The sequence below is a fragment of the Lascolabacillus massiliensis genome (assembly GCF_001282625.1).
GTDB lineage: Bacteria > Bacteroidota > Bacteroidia > Bacteroidales > Dysgonomonadaceae > Proteiniphilum > Proteiniphilum massiliensis.
In genome coordinates, this window is sequence record NZ_CTEJ01000001.1 from 940,367 (window position 1) to 956,222 (window position 15,856).

10 protein-coding genes are annotated in these 15,856 nt (G+C 37.2%); 9 read left to right on the forward strand and 1 reads right to left on the reverse strand.

Annotation, left to right across the window (positions count from 1 at the left end; genetic code table 11):
• Nucleotides 1–246 precede the first annotated feature (246 nt).
• The 6 genes from BN1354_RS03840 (at nt 247) to BN1354_RS03865 (ending at nt 7,060) form a co-directional block, all read left to right on the forward strand.
• Nucleotides 247–1,149 (forward strand): sugar phosphate nucleotidyltransferase, encoded by a 903-nt coding sequence (locus BN1354_RS03840; protein WP_045089632.1) that lies wholly within the window; start codon nt 247–249, stop codon nt 1,147–1,149.
• A 31-nt stretch (nt 1,150–1,180) separates the two neighbouring features.
• A complete protein-coding gene (locus tag BN1354_RS03845; RefSeq protein ID WP_052673150.1) occupies nt 1,181–2,491 on the forward strand; it encodes a hemolysin family protein in 1,311 nt (436 codons plus the stop codon).
• A gap of 133 nt (nt 2,492–2,624) precedes the next feature.
• A complete protein-coding gene (locus BN1354_RS03850) occupies nt 2,625–3,701 on the forward strand; it encodes an aldose epimerase family protein (RefSeq protein ID WP_045089631.1) in 1,077 nt (358 codons plus the stop codon).
• Between the two features lie 98 nt (nt 3,702–3,799).
• Nucleotides 3,800–5,089 carry an MFS transporter gene (locus BN1354_RS03855; RefSeq protein WP_053826270.1) on the forward strand — a complete coding sequence of 430 codons (1,290 nt, stop codon included), beginning with the start codon at nt 3,800–3,802 and terminating at the stop codon, nt 5,087–5,089.
• Between the two features lie 36 nt (nt 5,090–5,125).
• Entirely contained in the window at nt 5,126–6,274 is a 1,149-nt protein-coding gene (gene galK / locus BN1354_RS03860) for a galactokinase (protein ID WP_053826271.1), read from the forward strand.
• Nucleotides 6,275–6,367: 93 nt separating this feature from the next.
• Entirely contained in the window at nt 6,368–7,060 is a 693-nt protein-coding gene (locus BN1354_RS03865; protein ID WP_053826272.1) for an NUDIX hydrolase, read from the forward strand.
• A 7-nt stretch (nt 7,061–7,067) separates the two neighbouring features.
• On the opposite strand, the gene BN1354_RS03870 is transcribed toward BN1354_RS03865, so the two are convergent.
• Nucleotides 7,068–7,769, reverse strand: coding sequence for an SIMPL domain-containing protein (locus BN1354_RS03870; protein WP_045089627.1), 702 nt, complete (start codon nt 7,767–7,769; stop codon nt 7,068–7,070).
• A 308-nt stretch (nt 7,770–8,077) separates the two neighbouring features.
• Between BN1354_RS03870 and carA the strand changes: the two genes are divergently transcribed.
• The 3 genes from carA (at nt 8,078) to carB (BN1354_RS03885) (ending at nt 15,797) form a co-directional block, all read left to right on the forward strand.
• On the forward strand, nt 8,078–9,196 hold the full coding sequence (gene carA / locus BN1354_RS03875) for a glutamine-hydrolyzing carbamoyl-phosphate synthase small subunit (RefSeq protein WP_053826273.1): 1,119 nt from the start codon (nt 8,078–8,080) through the stop codon (nt 9,194–9,196).
• A 15-nt stretch (nt 9,197–9,211) separates the two neighbouring features.
• Nucleotides 9,212–12,517, forward strand: coding sequence for a carbamoyl-phosphate synthase large subunit (gene carB, locus BN1354_RS03880; RefSeq protein ID WP_053826404.1), 3,306 nt, complete (start codon nt 9,212–9,214; stop codon nt 12,515–12,517).
• A 64-nt stretch (nt 12,518–12,581) separates the two neighbouring features.
• Nucleotides 12,582–15,797 carry a carbamoyl-phosphate synthase (glutamine-hydrolyzing) large subunit gene (gene carB / locus BN1354_RS03885; RefSeq protein WP_053826274.1) on the forward strand — a complete coding sequence of 1,072 codons (3,216 nt, stop codon included), beginning with the start codon at nt 12,582–12,584 and terminating at the stop codon, nt 15,795–15,797.
• The last annotated feature ends 59 nt before the right edge of the window (nt 15,798–15,856 follow it).

Below are 15,856 nucleotides of genomic sequence, written 5' to 3' on the forward strand. Positions count from 1 at the left end.
TATAATTAAGTGTATTAATCTCTAGAACATGTTTCGGATAGTTTACACAATCACCTTACTTTCACTACTTAACGCATAGCTTTAAAAATTGTTTTAACTAATCAGCGAAATGTAAAAATTTAACAAAATTACTACTACCAAAATGTAGCCTGAATTGAAGCGATATAATCAATAATCTTTTTTTGTTTCCGCTTTTTATATAAAAACATTACATTTGCATAAGAGATTAAATTAAAAAGATAATAAATGAAACCTACACTTTTTGTATTAGCAGCAGGAATGGGAAGCCGTTATGGCGGTCTAAAGCAATTAGATGGAGTAGGACCTAATGGGGAAACCATAATGGACTATTCAATATTTGATGCTGTAAATGCCGGATTTGGCAAATTGGTATTTGTAATTCGTAAATCTTTTGAACAGGACTTCAGAGACAAAATAGTTAAGAAGTATGAGAAGAAAATTCCTGTTGAACTGGTATTCCAGGAGTTTGATAAATTACCTGAAGGCTTCAAACCTAACCCTGAAAGAGTAAAGCCATGGGGCACAAACCATGCTGTAATGATGGGAAAAGATGTTATCAATGAGCCTTTTGCAGTGATCAATGCAGATGATTTCTATGGTCGCGAAAGCTTTAAGATTTTGGCCGATACACTTTCTGAACTTAATAATAGCGAAAACAACTACTGTATGATAGGATACCGCATAGGAAACACACTTTCTGAAAGTGGTACAGTTGCACGTGGTGTATGTGAGACAGATGAAAACGGTTATCTTACTGGTGTTGTAGAACGCACCCAGGTTAAGCGAATTAATGGTGAAGTTTGCTTTAAGGATGAGAATGACCAGTGGATTGCTGTAGAAGATAATACACCAGTATCAATGAATATGTGGGGTTTTACTCCCGATTACTTTAAATATTCAGATGATTATTTTGTAAAATTTTTGGAAGATAATCAGGATAATATCAAAGCAGAATTTTTTATTCCTTTATTAGTAAACCATTTGATAGTTAATAAAACAGCTAAAGTTAGGGTCTTGGATACACCTTCAAAATGGTTTGGAGTAACATATGCTGAAGACAGACCAGATGTTGTAGCCAAATTGAAAGAACTATCAGATAATGGTACTTATCCAACGCCATTGTGGTAATAAATTCAAGTAATTTTTCTATCATTATATTATGTGGATAGATATTATCATCATTCTTTTGCTGATTCTGCTAAATGGTTTTTTTGCCCTTTCCGAGATAGCAATAGTCTCAGCGAGGAAAAACAAACTGGAATCAGCATATAAGAATGGTTCAAACGGAGCTTCTCGTGCGCTGAAGCTTCAGTCCGACCCTGATAATTTTTTATCCTCAGTACAAGTAGGAATTACTTTAATAGGTATTATAAATGGTGCTTACGGAGGTCAGGCCTTCGCAGGCAAACTGGTGCCCTTTTTCGATCAATTCGCATTCACTGCTCCTTTTGCAGAAGGGATATCAATGGTGACCGTTGTATTTCTGATCACTTATATCTCCATTGTAATAGGCGAGCTGGTGCCCAAAACAATAGCTCTGAATTATTCAGAAAAAATGGCAGTGGCAGTAGCTCCAACTATTTATGCAGTAAGTATTATTTTTTATCCCTTTGTCAAGCTTCTCTCTTTTTCTACCGGTTTTATCAACAGGTTAATCGGATTGAAACCAAAGGAAGATGTAATTTCAGAAATGGAATTGCGTGCTATGCTAAAAACTGCTTCTCATGAAGGTATAATTGATGTTCAGGAAAATATCATCCACGAACAGGTGTTCTATTTTTCAGATAAACGTGCAAGACATCTAATGACCCACAGAACAGATGTAGAATGGGTGGATATAAGTAAAAGCAAGGAAGAGGTAATTGAACAATTACTACAGACAAAGCATAGTAAGATACTTGCATGCAGAAAAAAAATAGATGATTTTGTAGGGATCATATCAATGCGTGATTTTCTTATGCGACTTAACAGCAAGGAAGATTTCACAATTGAAGAGCTGATAATGGAGCCAATTATAGTTCCAAATACCGTACGAGCCCAGAAAGTGCTTGAGAACTTCAAGAACAGTTATAAGTTCGTTGCAGTTGTTGTAGATGAGTATGGCAGCCTCGATGGTATTATTACAATTCATGATATTTTTGAAAATCTTGTAGGTAATGTTCCTGAGGAAACGGATGTAGAATCAACTGAACCACTTATATTTATTAGGGAAGATAATTCTGCGTTGGTAAGCGGAGAGGCACCAATTGAAATATTAACTCAATTTGACGAAGACTTCATAGTCGACTTCGATAAAATTGATTATTCTACTGTTGCAGGTTTCGTTTTTACCTGTATTAATAAGATTCCAGGTGTCGGTGATAAGTTTGAGTATAACAATCTTATTTTCGAGATTATGGATGTTGATGGTAATAAAATTGATAAAGTTTTGATAACGAGGAAGATGGATGTGAAAGGTGTAGTAATATGATTTGTTAAAATCGCTATATTATGTTTTATAACACAAAAAAATGTTAGGTAGTTAATACTAACTGTGTTAATTTTACACCAATTTAAAAAATCAATCTTCATCCTTATCTTAATTTAAAAACCAAGAAAATAACATGAACAAAATGTATAGCAAGTCCGGTTTGCTTGGTGAAGCTTTTGAAAAAATCGTAGATGGCAAGCAAACCGGATTATACATTCTAACAAACAAAGTTGGAAGTGAAGTAACGATTACAAATTATGGCGCTAAAATAGTATCACTGATGGTACCGGATAAAGATGATTTTTTTCAGGATATTGTTTTAGGACATCCCAATATCAATGACTATCTCGATTCAGAAGAACCCTATTTTGGAGCAATATGTGGCCGAACAGCAAATCGAATTGCCAACGGCCTTTTTTATCTGAATGGCAAAGAGTATAAGCTTACAGTCAATAACGGTCCCAATTCCCTACATGGTGGTATTAAAGGATTTAATTCAGTTGTATGGGAGGTAACAAAACTCACAGAAAACAGCATTGAATTATATTATCTCTCTGTTGATGGAGAAGAGGGATTCCCAGGTAATCTTTCTGTATGGGTTACATATACTATAACAGAAGATAACACACTCAGAATTGATTATAAAGCTGAAACAGATAAAACCACAATACTCAATCTCACGAATCATTCATATTTCAATCTTTCCGGCGAAGGTGATCCTCATGTTGGAGATCATATTCTTATGCTGAATGCAGATAAATATCTCCCTACAGATAACACTGCAATTCCTTATGGAGATCCTGAACCTGTAAAGGATACTCCAATGGATTTTACAACTCCGGTTGAAATAGGTAAAAGAATAAATGATGATTTCGAGCAACTGAGATTTGGTAAAGGATATGATCACACATTTGTATTAAATAAGAATAGCTCAGAAGAGTTTTCTTTTGCAGGTTATTGCAAATCTCCCAAGACCGGTATCAGAATGGATATATATACTACGGAACCGGGACTTCAGCTATATACTGCTAACTGGCTTACAGGAAACTTCATTGGCAAGAATGGTCATAATTACCCTGAGAGATCATCTGTCTGTTTTGAAACGCAACATTTTCCCGACAGCATAAATAAACCTGATTATCCATCGGTTATATTAGAGCCGGGGGAAACGTTTAGCTCAAGAACAGATTTTAGATTTTCTGTAGAGTAATGCTTTAAAATAAGATAATAAGAACCTATAAAACAGGCAATTGTAAAAGTGTAAATTTAGTCAAAAAGTAATATAAAATCATTAATTAAATTAAAAGTATGAACACTACTACTCAAAACAAGAATCGGATAGTGCCAATTATTATGATGATCGCACTTTTCGGAATGATCGCATTTGTGACCAATCTGGCCGCACCAATGGGATTAGTATTAAAACAACAGTTTGCTGTATCAAATTTCCTTGGACTATTAGGAAACCTTGCCAATTTCATTGCTTATGCAGTAATGGGTATACCGGGTGGTATTCTATTGCAACGTGTAGGTTATAAGAAAACTGCCCTTATTGCAGTTGCTGTAGGTTTCATAGGAGTATTAGTGCAATTCCTATCAGGACATTCACCTGAATCTTTAGCCTTTACTATTTATTTGCTTGGTGCATTTATTGCAGGTTTTTCTATGTGTTTATTAAACATCGTAGTAAACCCAATGTTGAATACATTAGGTGGTGGTGGTAACAAAGGAAATCAGCTGATTCAAATTGGTGGATCTTTCAACTCATTGATGGCTACTTTCACACCTGCTTTCGTAGGTATCCTTATTGGTGATGCTGTAAGTGCAAGAATCAGCGATGTATTCCCTGTTATGTATATTGCAATGGGCGTATTTGCAGTTGTATTCTTTGTATTATGGTCAGTAAATATTCCTGAACCACACATTACCGAATCAAAGGAATCAATGGGAAGTCTGATGTCAGGTGCCCTTAAATTCAAACATTTCGTATTAGGTGCAATAGCCATATTCATCTATGTTGGTATTGAGGTTGGTAACCCTTACATCATGTTGTACTGGCTTGAAGAGATGCCATCTGTAGGTGCCACTATCGGAGGATTTGTTACAGGTACATACTGGTTCCTTATGTTAATCGGCCGTTTGGTTGGAGCATCACTAGGAAGCAAGGTGTCAAGCAAGACTATGCTCAGCTCTCTCTCAATAGTGGGATTGGTACTGGTTCTGGCTGCTATCTTCTCACCAACAACCAACCTTGTTGAACTTCCTGTATTACAAAGATCTGCTGAAGGTGCTCTTTCATTTGGTTTGGCCGAAGTGCCTATCAATGCACTGTTCTTTGTATTGGTTGGTCTTTGTACTTCAATTATGTGGGGAAGTATATTCAATCTTGCAGTTGAAGGATTGGGTAAATATACACCGGCAGCTGCAGGTATTTTCATGACTATGGTTTGCGGTGGTGGTATTCTTCCTGCAATCCAGGGTGGCATTGCAGATGCTGTAGGATACATTTCTAGTTACTGGTTAATTATTGCTGCACTGGCTTATCTGTTATTCTACGGCCTAATAGGATCTAAAGTAAACAAAAGAGCAACAGAATAAGGATTAGATCCTTTTCCTAAACTTTAAAAATTAAATATGACAAAAGAACAAGTAATTAAGATATTCAAAGAGAAATTCAATAATGAAAACCCTGAAGTTTACACGTCCCCCGGACGTGTAAACTTAATTGGGGAACATACCGATTATAACGGAAGTTTTGTATTTCCGGGAGCTATCGACAAAGGTATGATAGCTGCCATCAGATTCAATGGTACAGATAAAATAAGAGCTTACGCAATTGATTTGGACGAAAGCTCAGAATTTGGTCTTATTGAGGAGGATGCTCCAAATGAAGGCTGGGCAAAGTATCTTTTTGGTGTATGCCGTGAGATAATAAAAAGAGGAGGCACAGTAAAAGCATTTGATACTGTTTTTGCAGGTGATGTTCCACTTGGAGCAGGTATGTCTTCATCAGCAGCACTGGAGAGTACATACGCATTCGCTCTTAACGATTTACTGAACCTGGGAATTGATAAATTTGAGCTTGCACGCATTGGTCAAAGCACCGAACACAATTATGTTGGTGTAAAGTGCGGTATTATGGATCAGTTTGCTTCAATCTTTGGAAAAGAGGGTCATCTTATTCGTTTAGACACCAAATCAATGGAATATGAATATTTCCCTTTTAATCCGAAAGGCTATAAACTAGTTCTGTTAGATACACTTGTTAAGCATGAGCTAGCATCTTCAGCATACAATGCACGTCGTGCATCATGCGAAAATACAGCTGCAACTATAAGCAAACTTCATCCGGAAGTTAAATTCCTTCGTGATGCATCAATGGACATGCTTAATGAAGTTAAAGATCAAATCTCGGAAGAAGATTACATGCGTTCTAAATATGTAATAGAGGAAACTCAACGTGTGATTGATGTAAGTAATGCACTTCAGCAGGGAGATTATGAAACCGTTGGTCAAAAGATGTATGAAACCCATCACGGTATGAGTAAACTCTATGATGTTAGCTGCGAAGAGCTCGATTTCCTTAACGATATTGCCAAAGAGCATGGCGTTACCGGTTCAAGAGTAATGGGTGGCGGCTTCGGCGGTTGCACAATTAACCTTGTAAAAGATGAGTTGTACGACTCATTTATTGCAGATGCAAAAAAACAATTTAAAGAAAAGTATGGTCATGAACCAAAAGTGTATGACGTTGTTATCAGCGACGGTGCACGCAAACTATAATTTTATCAACTAAAATTTAGTTGGAAGCCTGGAGCTACTATTTGTTCCGGCTTCCAACTTTTTTTTAAACATAATTTTTTTACCTTACCTACTATGTTACAAACATACTACGAAAACAATGATAAATTCCTCATTGCAGTTGATTGTATTATTTTTGGATTTCAAGATAAAGAACTTAATGTATTATTAACCCGCAGACCTGTAGAACCCTTGAAAAACGAATGGTCACTGATGGGTGGGTTTATGGAAAATGGGGAAAGTCTTGATCAAGCTGCTGAAAAAATACTATTTCGTTATACAAGCCACAAAGATATATATATGGAACAGGTTGGTGCGTATGGTGATGTAGACCGTGATTCAGGTGGTAGAGTAGTCTCTGTTGCTTACTACGCTTTAGTCAATTCCGAAAATTTCAATACATCACTTGCAAAAAAGTATGATGCAAAATGGCTAAGTGTAAGTAAATTGCCAAAGCTTGTTTTTGATCATAACAAAATGGTAGAAGACGCTATAAAGCTTTTGCAATATAAAGCCTCAAATCAGCCGATTGTATTTAAATTTTTCGATGAAAAATTCACGCTTACTGAACTACAGGATCTATATGAAGCCATTTATCAAATGCAATTAGACAAACGCAATTTCAGGAAAAAGCTAAGCAACATGAATCTTCTCGACAAACTTGACGAGAAAGATAAAGTAAACTCCAGGAGGGGGGCATATTACTACACCTTCAATAAAGAGAGATACGAAAAATTTATAGAAGAGGGAAATCGATTCTCGCTATGATAAATAATTAATTTTTTAAATAATAATTTACAGTAGTCACAACTCTCACGTTTTTAATATATGGAGTATTTGCATCTCGGTCTGTAATGGTAAACTGCCCCTGAGATGCATTTCTTATTTTACCCAGCTTACTTCCGGAGTCAAGAGCAAATTTCTCTGCAGCCTCCCTCGCGTTTTTAGTTGCCTCTTCAATCATAGCGGGCTTGATACTATTCAAGCCTGTGAATTCATATAATGTATTATATCTATAATCACCACCTGTTATTGCAACCCCCTGTTTAAGCAATTCTGTCTGCTCCGAAATTAGTTTGCGAATCTGATCCACATTATTAGAAGTAACAGTTATCACAGAGGTTGCATTATACCTGTACTGAATTGCCTGGTTAAGGTAACGTTCAGCCTCCATATCAATTATTTCAGGTGGAGCTATGCTTATCTCATCATCTGTAATACCGTTCGACCTCAGGAAATCAACAATAGTTCTATTTTTACTTTGAATATTTGTATAAAGAGTTGTCAGATCATTTCCCAGATCTTTATACATCAAAGGCCAGATAACTTTATCTGCCGGCACCTCCATCTCTGCAAGTCCTTTTACAGTTACAACGCGGTCGCGATCTGTAAAGTTGTTAATACCTCTGTTTAATAAAATTCCAAACGCCAATAGTGCGATCGCTAAAATTATAGATTCTACAATCCAGTTTTTCATAATCCTGTTTTTTAGGTTTTTGATTATAAATATATGATTTTAAATCATACTGAAAAAGTTTATATAACTGTCAAATATTGAAATGTTTTATATAAAAGCTTTTTACAAATATAATGATTAAAATAAATAATTGTTTTCATAGCAGGAAAAAAGATCTTTTTTATAATTTATCATCTTTTGCATAAATAAAATTTAGAACTTCTAAATGCTATTACATTTCAATTACTATCTATTACTTCAAAATATTTTTTCTATCTTTGTACCCTAATATCACATAGTATATATCAAACAAAATTAATACTCGCACTATGCACAAATTAACACCGGTGCGATTGATCCTTGAAAACGGGATGGTCTTTCAAGGAAAATCGTTTGGGGCTGAAAAGCCGACATCGGGAGAGGTTGTTTTCAGTACTTCAATGGTAGGTTATCCCGAAAGCTTGACAGACCCCTCCTACAAAGGACAAATATTATCACTAACTTATCCAATAATCGGAAATTACGGAGTTCCAGCCAAAGGCGAAACAGACGGAATTTCCGATTTTTTTGAATCTGTACATATTCATGCTTCAGGGTTGATAATACAGGATTATACTTCTGAATACTCTCACTGGAACGGAATTGAAAGCCTTGGAGAATGGCTTAAGAATGAGAATATCCCGGGTATTTGCGATGTAGATACCCGTAAACTCACTAAAATACTTCGTGAAGAAGGCTCACTATTGGGAAAGATTGTTTTTGATGAGAGTCATGTTTCAGAAAAAACAAAAGATGCAAGCAAGGCAGAAGTCAACATAAGTAAAGATGGTTTTTACAATCCTGATTTTACAAATCTGGTTGCAGAAGTAAGCTGTAAAGAGGTAATTGAGTATGGGGATGGAGTAAAAAAGGTAGTACTTGTAGACTGCGGCGTCAAACTAAATATTCTGAGAGAACTTATTAAGCAGGGAGTAAAAGTGATACGTGTGCCCTGGGATTATGACTTCAATACAATAGATTTTGATGGTGTAGTGATTTCAAACGGTCCCGGCAACCCTGACCACTGTATAGCAACAGTTGAAAATATCCGCAAAGCGATGAATAGTGATAAACCAATATTCGGAATTTGCATGGGAAATCAGTTGATTTCTAAAGCAGCCGGAGCAAAAATATATAAGCTTAAATATGGACACAGAAGCCATAACCAACCGGTTAGAAGAGTAGGGAGTAATCAATGTTTCATTACATCCCAAAATCATGGGTATGCAGTAGATGATAAGGGTTTAGGCAAAGAGTGGGAACCATGGTATGTTAACCTGAATGATGGAACCAATGAGGGTATCAGGCACAAATCAAAACCATTTTACTCAGTACAATTTCATCCGGAAGCAAATGGAGGTCCAAATGATACACGCTATTTCTTTGACGAGTTTGTAAAATTATTGTGATTTATGACAAATCAGATTTTAGATAATATAAAAAAAGTATTGGTGCTGGGTTCTGGAGCCCTGAAGATAGGTGAAGCGGGAGAGTTTGACTATTCAGGCTCTCAGGCACTTAAAGCACTAAGTGAAGAGGGAGTTGAAACTATCCTTATCAATCCAAATATTGCAACGGTACAAACATCTGAAGGTGTGGCCGATAAAATATATTTCTTACCTGTAACTCCCTATTTTGTGGAGAAGGTAATTGAAAGAGAAAATCCAGATGGAATTCTTTTGGCATTTGGTGGTCAGACTGCACTTAACTGCGGAGTAGAGCTGTATAAGTCGGGTATCTTTGAAAAATATAGTGTAAAGGTGCTGGGTACTCCCGTGCAGGCAATTATGGATACTGAGGACCGCGATCTGTTTGTAAAGAAGCTCAATCAGATTGATGTTAAGACAATCAAGAGTTACGCTGTTTCTACTACTAATGAAGCACTTGAAGCAGCGGAAAAGCTCGGATATCCTGTAATTGTGAGGGCTGCTTATGCACTTGGTGGATTGGGCTCAGGTTTTTGCAATAATGAAAAAGAGCTGAAAGAGCTGTCAGTAAAAGCATTAAATTATTCTGACCAACTACTTATAGAGAAATCTTTAAAAGGATGGAAAGAGATTGAATATGAGGTTGTACGAGATAGATTCGACAACTGTATCACAGTGTGCAATATGGAGAATTTTGATCCATTAGGCATACATACTGGAGAAAGTATAGTAGTTGCTCCTTCACAAACCCTTACCAACTCCGAGTATCATAAACTTCGTGAGTTGGCAATTAAAATTGTGAGACATATCGGAATTGTTGGAGAGTGTAATGTTCAGTACGCCCTCGACCCTGAATCAGAAGATTACAGAGTTATTGAGGTAAATGCGCGACTGAGCCGTTCATCTGCTCTTGCTTCCAAGGCCACTGGTTATCCGCTGGCATTTGTTGCTGCGAAACTGGGACTCGGTTATGGACTCTTCGATCTTAAAAACTCGGTTACTAAAACCACAAGTGCCTTCTTTGAACCGGCACTGGATTATATAGTTGTAAAAATACCACGTTGGGATTTAGGTAAATTCAGCGGTGTTTCAAAAGAGATCGGTTCCAGTATGAAATCGGTTGGCGAGATTATGTCAATTGGCCGCACTTTTGAAGAAGCAATTCAGAAAGGACTCAGAATGATTGGTCTGGGCATGCATGGCTTTGTGGAAAATAAAGAACTGGTAATTCCGGATATAGATAAGGCTTTAAGGGAGCCTACAGATCAGCGTATATTTGTTATCAGTAAAGCTTTCCGAAAGGGATATACAGTTGATCAGATACATGATCTGACCAAAATTGACAGATGGTTCCTGAATAAATTACGCAAGATTGTTGACACTGCCGAACAGCTTGAACAACTGGATTCTGAAAGAATAGATCTGAATGCAGATATTAATGAAGTTATTGGAAATGGAAATAGTAAACTTCATGAATATAATGAGAATCAAAATAATCAGCTTAACAAGTTTATCGAATTACTGAGACTTTCAAAACAGCAAGGTTTTTCAGATTATCAGATAGCTAAAGCTCTTTATAAAGAAAATATCAGTGAAAATGGTCCTCTCAATATAAGAGCATACAGGAAGAAACTTGGAATAGTTCCATTCGTTAAGCAAATAGATACTTTAGCTGCAGAGTTTCCTGCACAGACAAACTACTTATATCTGACATATAATGGAGCAGAGAGTGATGTTAAGTACTTGGGTGACCACCGCTCGGTGATTGTACTGGGTTCCGGTGCTTACAGAATAGGGTCGTCGGTAGAATTCGACTGGTGTTCGGTTAACGCACTGAATACCGTACGTAAAGAGGGTTACCGCTCTGTAATGATCAACTATAATCCTGAGACGGTATCAACTGATTATGATGTGTGTGACAGACTCTATTTTGATGAACTTTCATATGAGAGGGTTATGGATATAATAGAGCTTGAGAATCCATATGGAGTAATTGTATCTGTAGGAGGACAGATTCCTAATAATCTGGCGGTCAGACTGGATAATTCCGGTGTCAATATATTGGGGACATCTGCAAAAAGTATAGATAACGCAGAGGATCGTCATAAGTTCTCCTCTATGCTCGACAGACTTGAGATTGATCAGCCCAGATGGAAGGAGCTTACTACACTTGATGAGATTCATCAGTTTGTTGATGAAGTTGGATTCCCATTGCTGGTGAGACCATCATATGTTTTATCAGGTGCCGCAATGAATGTCTGTTCCAATAAAACAGAGTTGGAAAGATTCCTAACCCTGGCTACTGAAGTTTCAAGCAAATATCCTGTGGTGGTATCAGAATTTATTGAAGATTCTAAAGAGATTGAGATGGATGCTGTAGCACAGAATGGTGAACTGGTAGCATACGCGATTTCAGAACATATAGAATTTGCCGGTGTTCACTCGGGTGACGCTACCATTTTGTTCCCTGCTCAGAAGATTTATGTGCAGACAGTAAGACGAATAAAACAGATAACTCGTAAAATCGCAAAAGAGTTAAATATATCAGGACCATTCAATATCCAATTCCTAGCTAAGGATAATGATATAAAAGTTATCGAGTGTAACCTGAGAGCATCAAGATCTTTCCCATTTGTATCTAAGGTTTTGAAAATAAACTTTATTGAGTTAGCAACTAAAGTGATGCTTGATATAATGGTGGAGAGACCTGAAAAATCGGCTTTCGATCTTGATTATGTAGGTATTAAAGCACCTCAGTTTTCATTCACACGACTGCAGAAAGCCGATCCTGTACTTGGTGTTGATATGGCATCTACAGGCGAAGTGGGAGCTATTGGCAGTAATTTTGATGATGCTTTGCTCACTTCGATGCTGGCCGTTGGTTACAGGATTCCTGAAAAGAATATTATGATATCCTCGGGAGGTACAAAGTCAAAAGTAGCACTGCTTGATGCATGCCGCCTGCTCAGGAAAAATGGTTATAATCTATTTGCAACCGGTGGTACTCAAAAGTTTTTGGAAGAGAATGGGGTAGAGAGTACCTTTGTTGCCTGGCCTGATGATGAAAATGCAGAACTGAAAGTAAATGATATGATAGCCGATAAAAAATTCGACTTGATTATAAATATTCCAAAAAACCTGACTGAAAGAGAGCTTACAAATGGTTACAGAATCAGGCGAGGAGCAATTGATTATAATATTCCTCTGATTACAAATGCAAGACTTGCAGGTGCTTTTATTAAAGCTTTCTGCAGAATCTCGCAGGATAATATTAAAATTAAACATTGGGGAGAGTATAATTAAAATCAGGCTGTTAATTAAGTTATGATTAATTAAGCAGACTAATATTTCAGAAAATATAATATAAATGGATCAATCTATTAAGAAAGTAATTCTACTGGGTTCCGGAGCCCTTAAAATCGGACAAGCGGGTGAATTTGACTATTCAGGTTCGCAAGCTCTTAAAGCTATGCGTGAAGAGGGTATTGAAACAGTATTAATAAACCCTAATATTGCTACTATACAAACATCAGAGGGTGTAGCCGATAAGGTTTATTTCCTGCCTATAACTCCCTATTTCGTTGAGAAGGTTATACAAAAAGAGAAGCCTGACGGAATACTTCTGGCATTTGGGGGACAGACAGCATTAAACTGTGGAACTGAGCTTTACCAGAGTGGTATACTTGCAAAGTATGATGTGAAGGTACTGGGAACTTCCGTTGAAGCGATTATGATTACGGAGGACCGTGATCTGTTCGTGAAGAAACTTGATGAGATTGAGGCAAAAACGCCAAAATCAAGAGCTGTTGAGTCGCTCGATGAAGCTCTTGAAGCTGCTAATGAAATTGGTTTTCCTATTATGCTCCGTTCAGCATATGCATTAGGAGGACAGGGTTCAGGTATCTGTGCAAATAAGAAAGAGTTTGTTGAGTTGTGTAAAAGTGCACTCTCATTCTCTAATCAGGTACTGGTAGAGGAGAGTCTCAAAGGTTGGAAGGAAATTGAATTTGAGGTGATTAGGGATAAAAACGACCACTGCTTTACTGTAGTACCTATGGAAAACTTTGATCCACTGGGTATTCATACAGGTGAGAGTATTGTTGTTGCACCTATTATCACACTTCGTAAGGATCAGATTGAACTATTGGAAGATGTAGCCAGGAGAGTTGTTCGCCACATTGGTATAGTAGGTGAATGTAATATACAGTATGCATTTAATGCTGAGACAAATGATTACAGGATTATCGAGATCAATGCACGATTGAGTCGTTCATCTGCACTTGCATCAAAAGCTTCAGGTTATCCTCTTGCATTTGTAGCTACAAAACTTGCCTTAGGTTATTCTTTAGATCAGATTGGTGAAATGGGTACACCCAACTCAGCTTACACAGCACCTAAGGTAGATTATATGATTGTGAAGATTCCTCGCTGGGATCTAAACAAATTCTACGGTGTAAGTCACGAGATTGGATCTTCAATGAAGTCAGTAGGTGAGGTAATGTCAATTGGTCAGTCATTTGAAGAGATCATACAGAAAGGTTTGCGAATGATCGGGCAGGGGATGCACGGCTTTGTTGGCAACAGAGAGATCACTTTCGACAATATTGAAGAGTCCCTTTCCAAACCTACCGATCTGCGTATTTTTGCAATTGCTGATGCTTTTGAAAAAGGTTATAGTGTTGAACAAATTGAAGAGCTTACCAAAATTGATCCCTGGTTTCTGGAAAAGCTTGAAAATATTCATAAATACTCCAAAGTTTTATCTTCATACAACAAGATAGAGGAGCTTCCTGAAGATGTACTTCGTGAAGCAAAAAGACTTGGATTCTCTGACTTCCAGATTGCAAGGTTAATTGAGGAACCTGATGGTAATATGGAGAATGAGCAGATACGAGTCCGCAATCACAGGAAAAGTTTGAATATCACTCCTGTAATTCGCAGAATTTATACTGTGGCATCTGACCATCCTGATAAAACAAACTATCTATATTTCACCTATGGAGAAGTTAAACCACATATTCCATACAAAGAGGAGTGTAAGGAGTCAGTAATAGTATTAGGTTCAGGAGCATACAGGATAGGATCATCTGTAGAGTTCGACTGGTGTTCTGTAAACGCAGTGCAAACTGCTCGTGAGCTTGGGTATGACTCAGTAATGATAAATTATAATCCTGAGACTGTTTCTACCGATTATGATATGTGTGACAGACTCTATTTTGATGAGCTTACTTTCGAGAGAGTGCTTGATGTTATTGATGTGGAGATTCCTAAGGGGGTTATACTTTCAGTTGGAGGACAGATTCCTAATAATCTGGCAATGAAGCTTTACCGCCAAAATGTTCCTATTCTCGGAACTCAGCCTACAGATATTGACAGGGCAGAAAACAGGCATAAATTTTCCGGCATGCTGGATGAGCTTGGCATTGATCAGCCAAGATGGAAAGAGGCTAGTAGTAAAGAAGAGATTGATGCTTTTATTGATGAGGTTGGTTTTCCTTTACTTATCAGACCATCATATGTACTCTCAGGTGCTGCTATGAATGTTTGTTATGACAGAGATCAGATGAGTACATTCCTGGAAATGGCTGTGAGCGTCTCTAAAGAACATCCGGTTGTAGTGTCAAGCTTTATGCAGAACGCAAAAGAGATCGAGTTTGATGCAGTTGCGAAGAATGGAGAAGTTGTTGAGTATGCAATATCTGAACATGTAGAATTTGCTGGTGTTCATTCAGGTGATGCAACACTGGTATTTCCTGCTCAAAAGATCTATTTTGAGACCATGCGTCGTGTAAAGAAGATCTCAAAACAGATTGCTAAAGAGCTTAATATAAGCGGTCCCTTCAACATTCAATATCTAGCTAAAAACAACGAGATCAAAGTTATAGAGTGTAACCTGAGGGCAAGTCGCTCCTTCCCCTTTGTCTCAAAGGTATTAAAGCAGAATTTTATTGAAACGGCGACAAAAATAATGCTGGATGCACCTTATACAAAACCGGACAGTTCAGTCTTCGATCTTGAATATATTGGTGTTAAAGCATCGCAATTCTCATTTTCAAGACTACAGAATGCCGACCCGGTATTGGGTGTTGATATGGCATCAACTGGTGAGGTTGGCTGTATTGGTGATGATTTTTCAGAAGCAATACTAAAATCGATGCTTTCTGTAGGATATAAAGTTCCTGAAAAAGCAATTCTGATCTCTTCAGGAGAGATGAAATCAAAAGTTGATCTGCTTGATGCTTGTAAACTACTGGCAGAAAGGAATTATGAATTATATGCTAGTCACGGTACCCAGAAGTTTCTCGTTGATAACGGCATAAACGCTATCGAAGTAAACTGGCCTGATGAAGATGGAGAGAACAATATTCAGAAAATGATAGCTGATAAGAAATTCGATCTCATTATAAATATTCCAAAAGATGTTACTCGCAGAGAGTTAACCAACGGCTATATAATTCGTCGCGGTGCAATAGATTACAATATTCCGTTGATTACAAATGCAAGATTGGCAAGTGCATTTATTACTGCATTTTGCACAATGGATCTCGATGATGTTCAGATTAAAAGCTGGGACGAATATTAAACGGGATATTTTTAATATAAAATAAAAAATGATTGTTTTTTCATGTAGTACAAATTCTT

Coding starts and splice junctions, on each gene's coding strand:
- BN1354_RS03870 (WP_045089627.1), bottom strand. CDS start 7,769: ATGAAAAACTGGATTGTAGAATCTATAATTTTAGCGATCGCACTATTG.
- carB (WP_053826274.1), top strand. CDS start 12,582: ATGGATCAATCTATTAAGAAAGTAATTCTACTGGGTTCCGGAGCCCTT.
- BN1354_RS03845 (WP_052673150.1), top strand. CDS start 1,181: ATGTGGATAGATATTATCATCATTCTTTTGCTGATTCTGCTAAATGGT.
- BN1354_RS03865 (WP_053826272.1), top strand. CDS start 6,368: ATGTTACAAACATACTACGAAAACAATGATAAATTCCTCATTGCAGTT.
- BN1354_RS03840 (WP_045089632.1), top strand. CDS start 247: ATGAAACCTACACTTTTTGTATTAGCAGCAGGAATGGGAAGCCGTTAT.
- carA (WP_053826273.1), top strand. CDS start 8,078: ATGCACAAATTAACACCGGTGCGATTGATCCTTGAAAACGGGATGGTC.
- BN1354_RS03855 (WP_053826270.1), top strand. CDS start 3,800: ATGAACACTACTACTCAAAACAAGAATCGGATAGTGCCAATTATTATG.
- galK (WP_053826271.1), top strand. CDS start 5,126: ATGACAAAAGAACAAGTAATTAAGATATTCAAAGAGAAATTCAATAAT.
- BN1354_RS03850 (WP_045089631.1), top strand. CDS start 2,625: ATGAACAAAATGTATAGCAAGTCCGGTTTGCTTGGTGAAGCTTTTGAA.